The following is a 17,264-nucleotide window of genomic DNA, read 5'->3' on the forward strand; positions in this document are numbered from 1 at the left end:
CGGAACCCTGCCGATTGGTCTCTATTTTGTTAAAATAAGCGGTTACGATAAGCAACTAGCCACCGATCATTCACAATATCGGCTCCTTTCTGCCGTAATCCGCCGAATAATCATCACCCATGATGCACTTTGTTTCCAAGCCGCATAACCATTCAGTGGGGCTGGAAATCCGAGCAGGAGCTAAGGACGGATGACTGTTTATAACGTAAGTACCGCGGCAGAACTCACTGCTGCGTTAGGAAGTGCAAGCGGCGGGGATGAAATCCGCCTGGCTAGCGGAGACTACGGGAGTTTGAACTTGAACACTCAGTTCAACTCCGAGGTTCGGATCGTATCAGATGATCCGAGCAAACCCGCGAGCTTTTCATCAATGAACCTAAATGGAGCGTCGAACCTCACCTTTGATGGGGTGACTTTCGACTATACCTTTAATCAGGGCGACAAGATCTGGGATACACCCTTTCAGATCAACAACAGCTCTAACATTGCCATAGTGAACTCGACATTCGATGGGGATGTCGCAAGCGGTTTGACTGCAGAGGACAATGGGTACGGTGCTGCCAAGGGCTTAACTGTCAATGGTTCGAACGGTATCACCTTGGCCGGAAACGAAATTTTCGATTTCTGGAAGGGTGTCCATTTCACGGACAGTAAGAACCTTAACATTCAGAACAACGAGCTGCATTCACTGCGCTCTGACGGCATGAACTTTGTCGATGTACAAGGCGTTCTGATCGAAAAGAACTATATCCACGATTTCGAGGCATCCCCCACCTCGGGCGATCACCGCGATATGATTCAGTTCTGGACCAACAACACAACCGAGGCGACCTCGGATGTGATCATTCGGGACAATACATTCGATGTTGGGCAAAGCGCCTGGACCCAGACAATTTTCATGCGGAACATTGAAGCGGAAAAGGGGAATACGGCCCTTTACTACCAAAATGTTACTATTGAAAACAACGTGATCTACAATTCGCACCCCCATGGGATCACTGTCGGGGAAACCAACGGTCTTGTTGTCAGCAACAACACTCTGGCATTCGCGGATGGGGATACCAGCTTTGTGGATGCAAGGGCTGCTATTGCGCCACCACAGATCAACATCGCCTCTGGATCTACGAATGTGACCATCGATCAGAACGTCACGTCCAAGATCAACGGGTACGGTGGTCAATCTAGTTGGAACGTTCAAAACAATGCGCTTGTTCAAAACACCAATCCGAATGGCGCGGGCTATTACGGGGATGTGTTCACGGACCAATCGTTGAACGCTTCGACACCGTATCACGACTATGTTGTGGAGCCGGGCAGCATCATCGATCAGTTGAACGCTGGTGCGTCGTTGGCTCACCCCGAGGATAGTCAGGCGTCAAACACGACGCCTACGCCGACACCAATTCCGCCAACAACACCCACTGACCCGGTGACGGACCCGACACCGACTGACCCGACACCAACGGATCCAGATCCAACGGACACGGCGACGACCGACCCGGTTCCGACGGATCCGGACCCAACGCCGGTTGATCCTGCGACGCCGCCTTCCGGTACTGCCGGAATCGACGTTACCAAGATCGATACTTTCGTCATGGACTTTGATGCGTTGGCGGCGTCGAATGCCTTGAAAGGTGATGCCAGTGTTATCACGACGGCATCTGGTGATCAGGCGCTGTATCTTGATGGTTCGAAAGACAAGGCGTATTTGGGACGACTAAAAGAGTTCGAAAACTCCGATCAGCTGTCGTTCTCGATCGACTTCCAGCGCGACTCAGCGGATGGCGCAACGGAAAAACTTCTCTGGAACCACAAGAAAATTGGCGTCTCGCTGGTTGGTGACGGCCTGGAAATCCAGGTTGGGAACAACGACAAAAAGTTCCACGACGGATTTATTCTGGAGGATCTTGGCCTGAATGACACGGATCAGCATCAACTGACCGTGATTATCGATGCCGATACGGATCGACTGCAGGTCTTCGTCGACGGTCGAATGGTGCTGGACGATCAGAGCCTTGATCTGGACATCGTCGGTGCAGGCGGTCGCGAATGGGGATGGTCCGTGGGTCCAATGTGGGGCGATGGATTTGATGGGGAAATACATGATTTCCGCATCGACGACGAAGCCGATTTCTATGACCCACCGGTTATCGTTGACGATACCATGGCCGTGTTCGGTTGATTGCAAAGAGCGCTGGTTTTCCAGCGCTCTTTTTCTTTTTCAGGATGCAGAACGATAGGGCGGCATTCGCGGAAATTATTTCCAACCACTCATCAATGTTTAAGCGATTTTACAATCTTACAGACTAGGTGCGGGAAATCCTGACAAGCACGCTGAAAACCTGCATATAAGGGTTGGTTATCTTGTGTTAGTAAATTTGGATGAGTGCAACAGTGACACAGTCGGATCACAGCGGATCCCCTCGGGTTTCCATTATTGTCATCAGCTACAATACCCGCGAAATGACATTGGAATGTCTGCGCTCTGTTCGGGAACAAACGCAGGTTCCGTACGAGTTGATTGTCGTTGATAACGCTTCAACAGATGGATCGGCACAAGCTATTGCCGACGAGTTTCCGGATATCCAGTTGATGGCTGAGTCCGACAATCACGGATTTGCGCTGGCCAACAATCTTGCCGCGATGAAGGCGAATGGCGAGTACCTGCTGTTGCTCAATCCAGATACGGTTGTTTTGGACCATGCGATCAACCACTTGCTGGAGTTTGCAGACGAACGCCCGGAAGCCAGAATCTGGGGTGGTAAAACATTTTATGGCGATTTGTCTCTCAACCCGACTAATGCCTGGAACCGTATGACGCTTTGGGGCGTCATTAGTCAGGCGCTGGGCTTTTCAAGTCTGTTTCGAAAAAGCAGCCTGTTCAATCCCGAAGCGATTCCGGGCTGGGATCGCGACAGCGAGTACGAAGTCGATATCGTAACGGGGTGCTTCTTCCTTATCAAACGCGCTTTCTGGGAAGAGTTGGGCGGCTTTGACAAGGCATACTTCATGTACGGAGAAGAGGCCGATCTGTGCCTGCGCGCCCGTGCGAAAGGAGCGCGGCCGCGAATTACGCCAGATGCCAAGATAATCCACTATGCCGGGGCATCTGAAAAGGTGCGTTCGGACAAAATGGTGAGGCTCTTGCGTGCCAAAATGACGCTTATCATGCATCATTTCCCGAAATGGCAGCGGAAAATTGGCCAAGCCGTATTTCGCCTTTGGCCGTGGTCGCGTATGGTCGGGTTAAGTATTTTGCGACGGCCGGAGGCCGCTGATGTCTGGCGCGAAATCTGGCATAGGCGCCGGGAATGGCAGGACGGATACTGACGCGCAGAAAAAAGATCATTTGATAGATGTCTGTAACGCACCTTGAAAGATCCTATCTGAGGCCAGAGAAAGCGAAGGCCGGGAACCGCCTCAACTTTCTGATCATTGTCTTTCTGGCCAGCCTGCTTGTCCCCCTCACGATCGAGTTGGGGCAATTCAAACTATTGGCCTACCGGGTCGCAGTGCTGCTTCTGTTTATACCGGCGATCTGGGCCTGGGCCAGGGGGGACGCCGGGCGACGTACTCTGGCTGACTATCTCATGATCTTGCTGGCCATATGGGTGGCCATCGCGATTATTGCTGTTCATGGCATAGGCGTAGTTTGGCAGGGGGCAGGCATTCACACGGCCGAACTTCTGGGTTCCTATATGCTTGGCCGGGCCTTCATAAGAACCCCGGAGCAATTCAAGAAAGTCACGAAAATACTTGCTTTCGGGTTTATTCTGCTGTTGCCCTTTGCCCTTATCGAAGCTCTGACTTCCGAGAATGTTCTGCTGCGACTGTGGAGCTACGTCGGCCAGGCATTTCCAGATGTCGATCATGAACAACGTTTGGGATTTGATCGTGTCCAAGGCCCGTTCGAACATCCAATACACTTTGGCGTTTATGGCGGCGCTCTGATCGGTATGACCTATTATGTCGTCTCATACGGCACCAGTGTTTGGGGACGCATCTGGAGAACGGCGTTGGTCAGCGGCACCGCCTTCTTTTCGTTGTCCTCAGGACCGCTGGCGGCGATGACAGCTCAAATGTGTCTCATTGGCTGGGACGTTGTCCTGAAACGCCATAAGAACCGTTGGTGGTGGTTGGCCGCACTGGTTACCATAATGTACATCGCAATCGACATCCTCTCGAACCGGACCCCGGTCGAAGTATTCATCAGTTACTTCGCACTAAACGCTCAGACCGGCTATGGGCGCATCCTGATCCTTCAATATGGAATGCAAAACGCCTTTGCCAATCCCATCTTCGGAATTGGTTTCAATGACTGGGTGCGTCCTGCCTGGATGACGGACAGCGTTGACATGTTCTGGATTTATTACGCGATGGTGAGCGGATTGCCAGCGGGCGTTTTCCTTCTGGGATCCTTTTTGGCCATGGTAATTTCGGTAATCCGGCGCCCTTTCACCGACGTACGCATACGTCAATACCGGATGGGTTGGCTGGTTACGATGTTTGGCCTATTTATGGCGGGTTGGATGGTCCATTTCTGGAAAGTCCCATTCGTGCTGTTTTGCTTCCTGCTCGGGACTGGTGGATGGTTCCTTAGCTATCAGCCGAAGGAGGATAATTCTGACGCTGCAGGGGCAGATGGCCAAAAGCGCAGGCTTCACTACACCAGATTCCCTGTCAGATCCGGCCGCCGATCCCAGCCGTCAGAGTAATGCCACTGCTGCATATTGTTGCCGCGTTTGCGCGGATTGGATGTGAGATTTCCCTCGATACCCGTGCGGTCGTTATCTGAGAAAAACATCTTTACGCTGGCATGATCCTGAATCCAAATGCCCGTCATAAAACTGGGGTGCGCGCGTTTCCTCAGGCGAGGCGGACGATCATCTGATCATTCGGAGTATTGGGTAAACACTCGTCGTGCGACATAGTTCCGCAAGTCCTTCATGGTTGCCCAGCAACAGACCAGCAAAATACTGGCGCCCGCAAATGTCCAGAACAAAGAGAATCCGCTGAGAGTTGCTTCCAACACTGGCGTCGCTGCCAGTAGCAGGAAAGCAGCGCAAATAGGTACCGCCATTGGCCGCAGAGGTAAATCAAGCCGGTTGCGCACCAAAATCAGCGACGTCGTGAAGCCCAGCACCTCTCCGGTTGTGGCGATTACAATGATCACCAACAGATCGGCGCCCTGAATAGCCGCGTACCAGGACAGAGGCAAGGATAGCGCCCGGAATGCATTGGCAAACATGGCGTTGGTCGTCCGCCCTTTGGCCAGGGCAACTGTGGCGCTTCCGGTTTTGAAAACGCGTACGGCTTGCAGGATCGCGAGCGGGACGAGGTAAGGGATCAACGGGGTGTACTTGTCGCCCAAGACAAATGTGACAAAGACCGCCCCCAATACCAGAATGATGCCTGCAGGCAGCAGACCGTTCATAAGGCTGGCCTGCATGGTCGCATAAGCCAAGTGGCCAAATTTGTCATCTTCACTTTTTACAGCAGACAGTTGAGGTAGGAAAAAGCTCTGCGTACTTTTCGCCAGGATCAGAGTGGGCGTAATTGTCAGAGTGAAGCCCATCGCAAAGATAGCCAGATCCGCCATCCCCATCTCTCGACCGACGACCACTTTCTCACCTTCAAATACAAGAACGAGAAGGACGTTGTTGATCAGCAATGGCCACCCAAAATTTAGGGCATGGCGAATTCTTTGCCCTTCAAGTCGAAGCTTGTAGCGGCGTTCGGCCATCAAATGCGAAAGAGCAACCGTAGTTACACCCTGCAAAAGCACAGCATACAGCATCACGCGATAGTCGCCGAGTTGCTTAAACAAAGGCCACACAATCAAAACAGACAGAAAGGCTGGAAGCGACGTGCTTAGTACCAGTGGCTTGAAGATCTGACGGCGCTGCAACCTGTAAATATCGAAATGAGTGAAGCCATTCAGCAGGGGAATGAGTGCCAGAACTTGATAAGCCCACGCAACTTCAGGAATACCGAGAAATTGCGCAATGGGATGAGCGAGAACGAATAGCAACGCGGCGGAAATAACGGCTCGCAGGGCTTGAAAGCCCTGTAGGCCTGCCTGCAAGTCCTCGTCGTTGCCGTCTTTGTCCTGAATGATCAGCTGCTGGAGCCCTAGATTGGATGCAAGCTCGACAATGGCCATGCTGATCGCGAAAGTAGCTGCAATACCGTAGTCTTCAACGCTGACGAGCCGAGCGACCAAAAGGTTGCGCGCGAAAGTCATCGCAGAGCCGAACGCGTTTCCGGACAGTATCAACAGAGCGGATTTGAACATGTCGCGGAATTCCAGAAAGTCGCGCTACTCTATAACCAAAAAACGATAAACCGCTCCTTCAGTCGTCTATACTCTATATGATCGCCATTTTTTAGGCGATCATAATTGTGTGTTGACCCTGGGCGAGCCCCAAACTCCCGCCGACCTGTGATCAATACCCCGCGTCAGCGCTGAACGACGAAAAGCCGGTCCAGGGTCACGAAGATTTCGTTGGACTGGGCGGTGCCGACACCTTCTTCGAAGCGATGTCTGTACTCGTAGCCAGCTGAAATGCTCCAATCCTCGGTCAGAGACCGCGTATAGGCGGCGCGGAACGTGGTGTTGTCAGTATTTGTCACCGCTTGTGTTGGCGGTCCAGCATTGTCTACCGCGGCGTAGGCAACCGTGAAGTCGAGGAACGAAATCGAGTTGATAGTTGCCAAATACCCTAATGACGCTCTGGTCACGCGGATATCATCACCTTGCGAGTCGTTCCGGAAGTCTCGTGATAGCGAAGCATTAAACACGTGCCTGGGGAGGGCGTAAGTGTAAGCAAGCGAGTAAATAGGATCGACGTCCCCTGTCGCCCCTTTTGACGCACCCAGGGACACGTCAAGTGAACCGCGGGGAAGGAGCATTGAGCGCGAAACAACCGCATTTGTCCGGCGGCCTGTGATTGCCAAATCAGAATCGAAACCGATCGCGGCAGACCCGTTATTCAGAAACCGGGTGAGTGTTGCCCCATAAACCGCCCCATCTTCCCTTCGCGCAGGCAAAATTGCTTCAGTTTCATTGACTTCCTTGTACCCAAGGAAAGCCGCCAAGCTGGTGGCCGCGTCAATCTCATGGGTCAGGTCAAAGATAACTGTGTTTTCTTCGCGCTCTTCCTGAATGGACTGGTCACCATCGTAGTCTAGGTACACATAGCCCAGCCGACCGTTGGTAACCGGAGAAAAGACAAAAGTCGCAAAGATATTTGAGCGGAACGTATTGTTGTCGAACAGACCAGGATCGGTGGTGTCTTTGTACTGTTCATCAAAATACTGCAGGTCGAAACCAAAGCCGAAAGGATCGTTGATACCCGTTTCATACAAGATATTTGCGGTGCTGGTCGTGCGTGTACCGTCGTCGATGATCAAGCTTTGCGAGTTGATTTGGTCCAGTTCGCGAAGTGGGTCGTCGAAGTTCAGGTCAACCTGACGAACGCGGAGATCGCCGGAGAAGCGGCTGTTCCCGACGTCACGGGTATAAGCAAGGAAAGCATTCGGATCGTCGAATTCGACGGTTTCTGTGCGGCCGGGAACTTCACCCAGTCGAAGAATGCCGGACAGATCCAATTGCAGAGTGTCGATCTGCGTTTCTTTCAAAAGCCCGAAAGACAGAGTGGTATCCAGTATGATCGTGTCCCCCGGGGGGGTCGTGTCCAGACCGAAGTTGTCATTTGCGCGTAGTGCCGAGCTAATCCCATACGTCAAAGTCAGCCCACCGGGGGCTGACTGTGTACCTGGAGCTGACTGGCCTGTTGCTGTAGTTGCCGATGCAAGTGCAGTCGTTGCTGCCAGCACCGCAGTCAGATACTGTTTTTTGTTCACCTTGGCCCCCTGCTCTTGGGCAATGGTTATTCGAAGAGTTTACGTTGCGGGATCACGATAACGTCACCTGCCTGAAGTGCAACATTACCGGTATTGGTATAGTAATTGTAGTTATAGACGTTGCTTCCACGACGCAGTTGGATGCGTTTCCCTGCTGCAAACCGGGTCAAACCGCCTGCTTCGGCAATGGCCTGCAGAATTGTTGCGTTGCTGGATACGAGAATCTTGCCGGGAATGGTGACTTCACCAGTAATGAAAATGTCCCGACCGTTCACAATGCCCGTTTGCAAAGTTGGCGTCGCCAGAGCGCCTACGGAAACGAATACCGTTGGCGGTGCTGCAAAGTTTGGCGCCAGACGACTGGTCAGAGTGCCACGCAGTTCGCCGACGGAAGCCCCGGCAGCTGGAATGGATCCGACAATCGGAAGGTTGATCGACCCATCAGGCAATACCAAGGCTTGGCGGTTGAGGCTGGCATCCTCGAGAACTTCGATCTGCAAAATGTCGCCGGGCTTGATCCGGTATCCTTGCGCAGAAGCGTCAGATGTCATCAGGCCTGTGGCCATCAACATAGTGATGACAAGGCTGCAAAGGAGTTTTTTCATAACGTCTCCCCCGGGTGTTGAAGGTTTTGTAAGCTTAACCCTAAGTTGGGCTATGTGAAGAATATTTTCGTAGTCTAGACGAGACATGAGGCAAAAATACGGCTCGTTGTTTAGCGTGCTACGTCGTCCTTGCGTGTTTCGCCGACCCTCCCTTTGTCGGCATCCAGACTGGCTGGCTTTCTTTTCAGAGGCGACATGACGGGCGACTTGCCCGGTCAGTGCCCGGTGCATCGCAAGACAGCACCAACGGTTTTGAACAGTATCAGCAGGTCATTCTTGAAGGACAACGTTTCGCAGTAGCGCGTGTCAAAGTTTGCTCTGTCGGCAAAAGTCGTTTCATTTCGATCTGAAACTTGCCACAGGCCGGTTATGCCAGGACGCATCTCGTAATATGCGCGATCGGGATACAGAGCCTTTTGGCTGACCATCATCGGGCGCGGGCCAATCAGCGACATATCTCCTCGCAGAACGTTCCACAGCTGGGGCAACTCATCCAGCGAAGACCGGCGCATGAAGTGTCCAATGGACGTAATGCGCGGATCGTCCTTCAGTTTCTGCGTGCTATCCCACTCCACGCTGGCAGAAGGGTTATCTGCCAGGTAACGCTCCAGCCGATCATCGGCGTCGTTAACCATTGTACGGATTTTGAACATGGTGAAGGTGACGCCGTTACGGCCGACTCTGGACTGCCTGTAGAACGGCGCAGCCCCGTCACGCGACGCGATCAGCGCCAGAACGGCGATCAACGGAACCGCGATCGGAATTGTCAGAAGGATGAATGCGATATCCAGCGCTCGCTTGAGGTAGTCTCGATAGAATCGCGCGGATGTGCGTGGGCGGACCTGCTTCGCGCGAACATGCCGATGAGAGGCAATATCCTTGGCAGCGTCGAAGTTTTGCATATGTGTTGCCATTACCAACTTTACTCCAAGCACTTGAGCACACAGCACGCTCAGGCTTTACTCGTTACTTGATCGACAAACGATCACTCTCAAAAAAGTACCAAACTGATCTTGCTTTGTATTGTCCGCTTTTCCGCAAGAATGTCGCCATAATTTTCACCCATTTCTAAAAAAAATTTCCGGAACCTCATTAAGCAGCTGATAAATAAGGTATTGTTACCGCAAAATGCAGGTGTCTTCAAGTCGAGATTGTTTCTCGGCTGAATGTAATTGTGTTCGGCGCTGATCATTGATGCGCCGGGAGGGGACTCAGGGCCCGTTTCGAAGTAAGGGCTGAATCTATCGTGATCGCATCCTTGGATACTTTTCGCCGATATCTGTCGTGCCATGTCCGCTGTTTAACCTTCAGATTTTCCCCAAGATCTCCGAGTGAGGCCGAGGTTGAGTCCATTCTGTCCACGCAATTGGTTTAACGGCACTTGGCAACAGAAAATTAACGACTCTGGCTCATTGGTGAGGGATCGTGAAAGAAGGCGCCCAGCAATTTGACCTCAAGCGGGTGATGTGAGCTTGCTGGCTCACGCGTGGAAGAATTGGGTGCCAGAAAGTTGCGGGCCTTCTCAAATCTTGTTGCAGAGGGCCGCGCCAGCTGTGGCATGAGCGACGTGGACTCAGGGCCGTGAGCCATCGGTCGACGATCTTTGACGCGCATGTTGTCTAAATGCGTGCAAAATTCTCAGGTGAAACCGCAAAGGCGAAACCTGGCTTCAACTGAAATCTCTTTTTGGCAGGGTTTCCACTCGCTCGGTGAATCTTGAGTTGAAAAAATGCCCGCTCTGGTATTGTTTCCATTTCTGACTATATTTCAGTCAATGCCTAGGTATTGAACGGAAATCGAGCATCAACCGCCTGACAATTTGCATCAATAAACTGAATCAGCCAGAAAGCTGATCTAGGGCACGGTTCCAGCGGGTCTTTGGTTATGCTTGTTAGACATTCATGCTATGTTTTTCTGTAGGTTTGGTTGTGTTCGGAGAAAGTCGACATCACAAGATGAGTTCCGATGAGTTGTATACAAGGTTTTTCGGACTGAATGAGCGGCCCTTTACGCTGGTTCCGGATCCGAGCTTTCTGTATTGGTCCGCGCAGCACAAACGAGCGTTTTCGGTTCTGGAGTTCGGAATTATGTCGCGGTCGCCGATCACGCTTGTGACCGGGGAAATCGGCGCCGGAAAAACGACATTGGTGCAGAAACTTCTTTCGCGAGTGGATGACGAACAGGTAACGATCGGCCTGATTTCCAACGCCCAAGGTGGGCGTGGAGAGTTGTTGCAATGGGTGCTGAATGCGCTTTCTTTGCCGTTCGATGCCGAAGAAAGCTATGTAGCGATGTTTCAGCGCTTTCAGGAGTTCATGATCAGCGAATACGCAGCCGGACGGCGCGTCGTTCTTATCATTGACGAGGCACAGAATCTTTCTGCCGAGGGGCTGGAAGAACTGCGGATGCTAACCAATATTAACAGCAACAAAGATGAGCTCATTCAATTGATTCTGGTGGGTCAGCCCGAACTCAGGGATATGGTCTTGTCACCGTCCATGCGCCAGCTGGCTCAGCGTGTCGCCGCCAGCTTCCATCTGGATCGTATGGATGAGAAAACGGTGATTGGATACATCTCGCATCGCCTTGTCGCGGCTGGCGGCACTGGCAAAGAGTTCACTTCTGGTGCGTGCAAGGCCATCTATCAGGCAACGCAGGGTGTGCCCCGGCTTGTAAATCAGCTCTGCGAGTTCGCGATGATGTATGCCTGGAGCGATGAGGCCAAGGTCGTGTCGCTGAGAGTAGTCAAATCCGTTCTCAAGGACGGTGTCTTTTTTGGCGGGCTGTCGTTGGAGCAAGGCAAAGACAACAGCGACCTGCTGTTTCTTCACTCGAGCGATCGCGTGATGCCGGAGGGCAGGACAGGTTAATGCCACATTTGGGTGTTACCGAAATTACTGAGTAAGAGGTTCTGAGACAAGTGTTGGACGTGCGGTACTATTTATCTCTGTTTTTGCGGCGGCTGCCGATTTTTCTGATTGTGGCGGTACTGATTTCCGCTGTGGCGATCACACTAGCTCAGACCTTGCCGCCGTCCTACGTATCGGCTGCCCGCCTTGCAGTGGAACGTCCTAAAATTGACGATCCGTCTGCGCAGTTGGCGCCAGAACTGGCGCAACTACAGATTGCGCAGGGCAAGCTGATGACTCGGGCCAATCTGCTGACGATTGCCGATGTCGTTCGTCCGATGCCTGATCAGGACGTAAAAAGCCCGGATGAAATCGAAGACTGGATGCGCAGCCATACAACACTTTGGAGCCGGGCGCGTCGGGGCGAAGCAACATTCCTGGACATAAGCTTCGAAGCTCGCGACCCGGAGCACGCGGCATGGGTGCTTGAGGAATATCTGGAAATCCTTGCGCAGATCGGGGCCGACGAAGGCATTCAAAACGCCGCACAAAAGCTTCAGTTCTACGAGCGTCTTGAAGCAGATCTGCGTCAAAAGCTGGCGGATCAGAATGCGCGTATACTGGACTTCAAAAGCAACAATCTGGAAGCCCTGCCGGAAAGCCTTGATACAAGGCTGAATCAACAGCGCAATCTGCAGGATCGGCTGGCGCAATACGATCGCGATCAGTCAGTGCTGTTAGATCAGCGCGTGCGCTTGATCCAGATATTTGAATCTACGGGGCAAGTCGCCGGGACACCCGCCGGGCCAAATCTGACACCCGAGCAGCAACAGCTACGACTCTTGCGGTCTCAGCTTAACGACGCCATGGCGCTGTATTCCAGCGAACATCCCCAGGTGAAAGTTCTGGAAGCCAAGATCAGGCAGCTGGAACAAGTGGTTCGGCTACAGCCGACTCCGCAGACGAAACCCGGTACGACCGGAAACCCGCTGCTGGACTCCCAGTTGGCTGACATTGATGCGCGCGTCGCCGACATCGAGCGTCAAAAGTCGGATGCCCAGATTCAGCTTGCAACCGTGACTACAACAATTGAGCAAACTCCCATTAACGCGATCAAACTGGAAGAATTGACGCTGGAACGGGACAATATTCAGGCTCAGTATTCCGATGTGCGGGCCAAGCTTGCCGACGCTGCAGCCAGTAAAGAGATCATCGCAGGCAATCAGGGGCAGCGTGTGGTCGTGATCGAGCCACCTTCGATACCGGATTACCCCAGCAAGCCCAACCGGCTGATCATTGCGGCTGGTGGAACACTTATGGGCATAATGACCGGGTTTGCCATGGTTGTCCTGTTGATGATCGTCGATCAGTCCATTCACCGTCCGCAGGATTTGGTAACCCGCCTGAATGTAACACCTTTAGCGACCATCCCCAACATCGTGACGGCAGCGGATCGCGTTCGCGCACGGATACGCGGGATGGCCTGGTTTACGGCAGTAGTAATCGTGGTATCAGCATTGGTCTATGCAGTTCATGTTTATTATCAACCGCTTGACGAAATGTTCCTTCCGTTCATCGAAAAGATGGGTTTCGCGTGATGGGTGTAATTTGGGTATTGGTGCGAAAGGACGGATAGATGGAAAAGCTACAAGCCGCCATTGAGAAGGCCCGGATACAGCGCCAGGAAAATCAGGCCCCCGTCACCGGCAAGGAAGAGGTTCCGCAATCGGCCAATAAGCCTGTCGCAGCTTTGCTTGAGAACAGCGAGTCGGCCTGGGATCTGTTGGCGGAAGCAGATCTCAACCCCAGGATTTTGCGCAAAAACAGAATGGTTTCGTATTCCGGCGGAAAGGATGCGGGGCCCTACGACATGTTGCGTACACGCATTTTGCAACAGGCCCAAAACCATGGTTGGAAGCGGGTGGCGCTTGTGTCTCCTCACAGTGGGTGCGGAAAGTCCACGACTGCGGCCAACCTGATTTTCAGCTTTGGGCGGCAGCAGGATTTGCGGACCATGGTTCTGGACTGCGATTTACGTCGTACCAGCCTGGGCAAACACCTCGGGTTACAGGTCGATCACAACATGAAGTCCGTCTTTGAGGGTAAAGTGAACTTTGCCGAACATGGGCTGCGCATCGGTGATAATGTGGCCATCGGGATCAATGACGGGCCTGTCGGAAACTCGGCGGAAGTTCTGCAGTCCCAGCTTACGACCAAGGTTCTGGATGAAATCGAGAAGACCTATAAACCGGACATTATGCTGTTCGATATGCCGCCGCTTTTGGTAAGTGACGACAATTTCGCCTTTTTGAAAAATGTGGATTGCGCCTTGCTGCTGGTTGAAGCGGGGAAAACAACGGTTAAGCAGGTAGATGTGACGGAACGCCATTTGGCGGAATTGACCAATGTAATGGGCGTTATTTTGAACAAATGTCATTATAGCGAAAGCCCATATGGATACTGATTGGGCCGAAATAGATCTGGCGGTCATCATACCGCATTACAACGACGTGGCGCGTTTGACCCGGTGTCTGGAGTCCTTACTGGCAAACGATCTGCGTAACGTTGAGGTTGTCGTCGTCGACAACGGCTCGGACCAGCCGCTGCAACAAGTTGAAACTCAATTCCCGGACGTTCGTTTTGTTGTTGAGGCCGAAAAAGGCGCGGCGACAGCGCGCAATCGCGGAGTTGCTGAAACCTCTGCGCCTCTTTTGCTGTTTCTTGATGCAGACTGCGTTGTTGCCGAAGATTGGGTCGCCATTGCGCGCCGGGTTGCCCCGAAAGCCGACCTTGTCGGCGGACGCGTGGATGTCTTTGACGAAACCCCTCCGCCGCGAACGGGAGCAGAAGGGTTTGAGACGGTTTTTGCCTTCAACTGTAAATCGTATGTCGAAGAAAAAGGGTTCTCGGTCACTGCCAATCTGGTCACCCGACGGGAGGTATTCGAAGCCGTCGGTCCATTTCGATCCGGAATGTCAGAGGACAATGACTGGTGCATAAGGGCGCGGGAAAAAGGCTTCAGCCTGATTTATGCCGATGATTTGGCGGTCTCTCATCCCAGTCGCGCTGATTGGCCGTCACTGCGCGGCAAGTGGCAACGCCTGACCCGTGAAAGCTTTGTTTTGTCTCAGCAAAGCTGGCCCGGCCTGCTTGGTCGCGCACGGTGGTTCGCACGTGCTTGCCTGATGCCTGCCAGTGCCGTTGCGCATACCCCAAAGGTTTTACGTTCGTCGCGTCTTCGGGGCGCGAACGAGCATTTGGCTACAGTGATCACGTTATTTCGGCTTAGGTTTTTGCGTATGTTCTGGATGCTGAAGCAGGCCGTTGGTTTGTCGGTTTAGAGACCGCGTTGCGGAGAAGTGAATGAGTAAGATGCCGCATGTTATGGCAATTTCGTCGGCCGGGGGGCACTGGGTGCAGCTCATGCGGTTGCGCCCCGCCTGGAGCGGTATGCAGGTTACTTATGTGACCACGGATCCCGGGTCCGAGGTGGTCCTTCGCCGAGAAGCCGTGCAAGCCGGGGATACGCCGCCAGATTTTGCAACGGTGATCGAGGCGAACCGCTGGCAGAAGCTCCGGCTTTTCAGGCAGCTATCACAAATCGTGTTCTTGCTTGTTCGTTATCGCCCGGATGTCGTGGTCAGCACAGGTGCCGCACCGGGGTATTTTGCATTGCGGATCGGGCGACTTCTGGGCGCGCGCACCGTCTGGATTGATAGCATGGCGAATGCAGAAGAGTTGTCCCTTTCCGGTCAGAAAATCGGCAAACATGTAGATCTCTGGCTGACACAGTGGGAACATCTCGCACGCCCCGAGGGGCCTTTTTATCTGGGATCGGTGCTGTGATTTTCTTGACGATCGGATCGCACGAGCCCTTCGAAAGGCTGATCAAGGCAATGGATGACTGGTGTGCTCGGAACGGCGGCGCGCCAGAGGTATTCGGCCAGATCACCGATCGGGGCATTGCTGACCATCCTCCGCAACACTTTGAAGCTGTGGGAAAGATATCACCTCAGGACTATGAGGAAAAATTCTCGAAGGCCGACCTAATCGTTTCGCATGCCGGCATGGGATCGATCCTGACGGCGCTCAGCAAAGGCAAGCCAATTGTGGTCATGCCGCGTCGGGGGCATCTGCGCGAGACGCGCAACGATCATCAGTTTACGACAGCAAAGCATCTGGGGGACCGCCCAGGTGTGTTTGTTGCCGAAGACGAGACGCAGCTGGCAGATGTGATGGACCGAACACTCGCGACACTTGGGCAGCATCAAAACGCACCAGTATCGCAAGTGGCCCAACCTCAGTTTACAGCTGCGCTTCGCGAGTATCTGTTGACCAACACCTTTGCCCGGAATGATTTGTCCCGGGGACAAAATGGGGAAGAATCTTTTGAAGCATGATAGTTTCCGGGGCCTTTGGGAGAAGCTGGAAAACCAAAGCGCCCATGTCGGCATCATTGGGCTTGGATATGTCGGACTTCCCCTGGCCGTGACAGCGGCCAAACGGGGTATGCCTGTTACAGGTTTCGACATTGATCCGGCAAAAATCGACGCTCTGAACGTGTCAGAAAGTTACATCGAAGCCGTGGCCAGCGAAGATCTCGCGTCTCTGTTGACCGCTGGCACGGTCGCGTGGACGGCGGATTTCGCACGCCTTAGCAATATGGATGTGATCGTCATCTGCGTTCCAACGCCCTTGACGGAATATCGTGATCCGGACCTTTCCTATGTCACAGCAACAACGGAACAGATCGCAAAATACATCAGTGCAGGTACTTTGGTTGTTCTGGAATCGACGACATACCCGGGGACGACGGCCGAAGTTCTGACGCCGATCCTTGAGAAATCCGGTCACGTCCCGGGGCAGGACATCTTTGTCGGTTTCTCGCCCGAGCGTGAAGATCCCGGCAACCAGAATTACCGCACTGCCACAATCCCGAAGATTGTTGCCGGGGATGGTGAAGAGGCAGGAAAACTGGTCAAGCTGTTCTACGAAAATGTCGTCGATGCAGTGGTTCCCGTTTCGACAACACAAACAGCGGAAGCGGTCAAAATTACCGAGAACATCTTTCGGGCGGTGAACATTGCACTGGTCAACGAATTGAAAGTGATCTTCGACGCGATGGGTATCGACGTATGGGAGGTGATCGACGGCGCGGCGACCAAACCTTTCGGCTTTATGCCATTTTTCCCGGGTCCAGGATTGGGGGGGCACTGCATCCCGATTGATCCGTTCTACCTGACATGGAAAGCACGCGAATACGAATTATCGACGCGATTTATCGAATTGGCGGGCGAGATAAACTCGAACATGCCGAACTATGTTGTGGCCCGATTGCGTGAAACGCTGGATCGCAAACTGGGAATTGGGTTGTCTCGGGCAAGGGTTTTGATCATTGGTATCGCGTATAAGAAGAATGTCTCGGACATGCGCGAAAGCCCGTCGGTGCGTTTGATGTCTTTGCTGAATCAAGCTGGATCTCAGGTCGCGTTTCATGATCCCCATGTGCCAGCCATTCCGAAAATGCGGGAATATCCGGAATTCTTGGGGTGGAAATCGCTCGAATTTGAGAACATCCGAGCGGAAGATTTCGACGCGATCTTGATTTCGACTGATCATGATGACGTGGATTACGACGCGTTGGTAGCAATGGGATTGCCCATCATCGACACACGCAATGCCATTGCCCGCAGAGACCTTTCCGGGGACCATGTTACCAAAGCTTAAAAAAGGCGGCTTGGAGCATTCATTTGTCAGGGTGCCCAAGCTGACCGCGTTCTCCAAATTTGGTGATAACTGCGGTATCCGGTAATCGTCGAAAACTGCCAGCCGGTTCTTATTCCTTTAGTATCGCTTCAGGGGTGAACGAGGGGTGGGGCGAAGGGGAAACAATTGACCGATATTCCGAGTCAGTGTTGCTATTATCGATCTGATACTTAAGTGT

At 53.0% G+C, this 17,264-nt stretch carries 14 protein-coding genes; 10 read left to right on the forward strand and 4 right to left on the reverse strand.

Going from position 1 to position 17,264, the window contains the following annotated elements:
* Window positions 1–190: 190 nt before the first annotated feature.
* The 3 genes from AC2TDA_RS08405 to AC2TDA_RS08415 all read left to right on the forward strand — a co-directional run bounded on the left by AC2TDA_RS08405 (window position 191) and on the right by AC2TDA_RS08415 (window position 4,715).
* Window positions 191–2,182: a right-handed parallel beta-helix repeat-containing protein gene (locus AC2TDA_RS08405; protein WP_480877372.1), complete on the forward strand. Its 1,992-nt coding sequence runs from the start codon at window positions 191–193 to the stop codon at window positions 2,180–2,182.
* A gap of 212 nt (window positions 2,183–2,394) precedes the next feature.
* Window positions 2,395–3,330: a glycosyltransferase family 2 protein gene (locus AC2TDA_RS08410; RefSeq protein WP_480877370.1), complete on the forward strand. Its 936-nt coding sequence runs from the start codon at window positions 2,395–2,397 to the stop codon at window positions 3,328–3,330.
* 26 nt (window positions 3,331–3,356) lie between these two features.
* Window positions 3,357–4,715 (forward strand): O-antigen ligase family protein, encoded by a 1,359-nt coding sequence (locus AC2TDA_RS08415; protein WP_480877368.1) that lies wholly within the window; start codon window positions 3,357–3,359, stop codon window positions 4,713–4,715.
* Window positions 4,716–4,891: 176 nt separating this feature from the next.
* Here the strand turns inward: AC2TDA_RS08415 and AC2TDA_RS08420 are convergent, their stop codons facing one another.
* The 4 genes from AC2TDA_RS08420 to AC2TDA_RS08435 all read right to left on the reverse strand — a co-directional run bounded on the left by AC2TDA_RS08420 (window position 4,892) and on the right by AC2TDA_RS08435 (window position 9,385).
* Window positions 4,892–6,295, reverse strand: coding sequence for an oligosaccharide flippase family protein (locus AC2TDA_RS08420; RefSeq protein ID WP_480877366.1), 1,404 nt, complete (start codon window positions 6,293–6,295; stop codon window positions 4,892–4,894).
* A gap of 164 nt (window positions 6,296–6,459) precedes the next feature.
* The gene (locus AC2TDA_RS08425) at window positions 6,460–7,866 is read right to left on the reverse strand and encodes a hypothetical protein (RefSeq protein WP_480877364.1); all 1,407 of its coding nucleotides are present in this window, start codon (window positions 7,864–7,866) and stop codon (window positions 6,460–6,462) included.
* Between the two features lie 26 nt (window positions 7,867–7,892).
* The gene (locus tag AC2TDA_RS08430; RefSeq protein WP_480845382.1) at window positions 7,893–8,471 is read right to left on the reverse strand and encodes a polysaccharide biosynthesis/export family protein; all 579 of its coding nucleotides are present in this window, start codon (window positions 8,469–8,471) and stop codon (window positions 7,893–7,895) included.
* A gap of 215 nt (window positions 8,472–8,686) precedes the next feature.
* Window positions 8,687–9,385 (reverse strand): sugar transferase, encoded by a 699-nt coding sequence (locus AC2TDA_RS08435; RefSeq protein ID WP_480845383.1) that lies wholly within the window; start codon window positions 9,383–9,385, stop codon window positions 8,687–8,689.
* 1,173 nt (window positions 9,386–10,558) lie between these two features.
* Between AC2TDA_RS08435 and AC2TDA_RS08440 the strand changes: the two genes are divergently transcribed.
* From AC2TDA_RS08440 to AC2TDA_RS08470, 7 genes are read left to right on the forward strand one after another with little or no spacing between them, the layout of a single operon-like run.
* Window positions 10,559–11,341 (forward strand): ExeA family protein, encoded by a 783-nt coding sequence (locus tag AC2TDA_RS08440; RefSeq protein WP_480845384.1) that lies wholly within the window; start codon window positions 10,559–10,561, stop codon window positions 11,339–11,341.
* Between the two features lie 59 nt (window positions 11,342–11,400).
* Window positions 11,401–12,918: a GumC family protein gene (locus tag AC2TDA_RS08445; RefSeq protein ID WP_480877362.1), complete on the forward strand. Its 1,518-nt coding sequence runs from the start codon at window positions 11,401–11,403 to the stop codon at window positions 12,916–12,918.
* A 38-nt stretch (window positions 12,919–12,956) separates the two neighbouring features.
* Window positions 12,957–13,784: a CpsD/CapB family tyrosine-protein kinase gene (locus AC2TDA_RS08450; RefSeq protein ID WP_480845387.1), complete on the forward strand. Its 828-nt coding sequence runs from the start codon at window positions 12,957–12,959 to the stop codon at window positions 13,782–13,784.
* Window positions 13,774–14,661, forward strand: a complete 888-nt coding sequence (locus AC2TDA_RS08455) for a glycosyltransferase family 2 protein (RefSeq protein ID WP_480877360.1) — start codon at window positions 13,774–13,776, stop codon at window positions 14,659–14,661. The genes AC2TDA_RS08450 and AC2TDA_RS08455 overlap by 11 nt, the downstream gene beginning before the upstream one ends.
* A gap of 22 nt (window positions 14,662–14,683) precedes the next feature.
* Window positions 14,684–15,166 (forward strand): UDP-N-acetylglucosamine--LPS N-acetylglucosamine transferase, encoded by a 483-nt coding sequence (locus AC2TDA_RS08460; protein WP_480845389.1) that lies wholly within the window; start codon window positions 14,684–14,686, stop codon window positions 15,164–15,166.
* Window positions 15,163–15,720 carry a glycosyltransferase gene (locus tag AC2TDA_RS08465; RefSeq protein ID WP_480877358.1) on the forward strand — a complete coding sequence of 186 codons (558 nt, stop codon included), beginning with the start codon at window positions 15,163–15,165 and terminating at the stop codon, window positions 15,718–15,720. The genes AC2TDA_RS08460 and AC2TDA_RS08465 overlap by 4 nt, the downstream gene beginning before the upstream one ends.
* On the forward strand, window positions 15,695–17,047 hold the full coding sequence (locus AC2TDA_RS08470) for a nucleotide sugar dehydrogenase (protein WP_480877356.1): 1,353 nt from the start codon (window positions 15,695–15,697) through the stop codon (window positions 17,045–17,047). Before AC2TDA_RS08465 ends, AC2TDA_RS08470 begins: the two co-directional genes overlap by 26 nt.
* Window positions 17,048–17,264: the final 217 nt, after the last annotated feature.

Source organism: Ruegeria sp. HKCCD6426, from assembly GCF_057221115.1.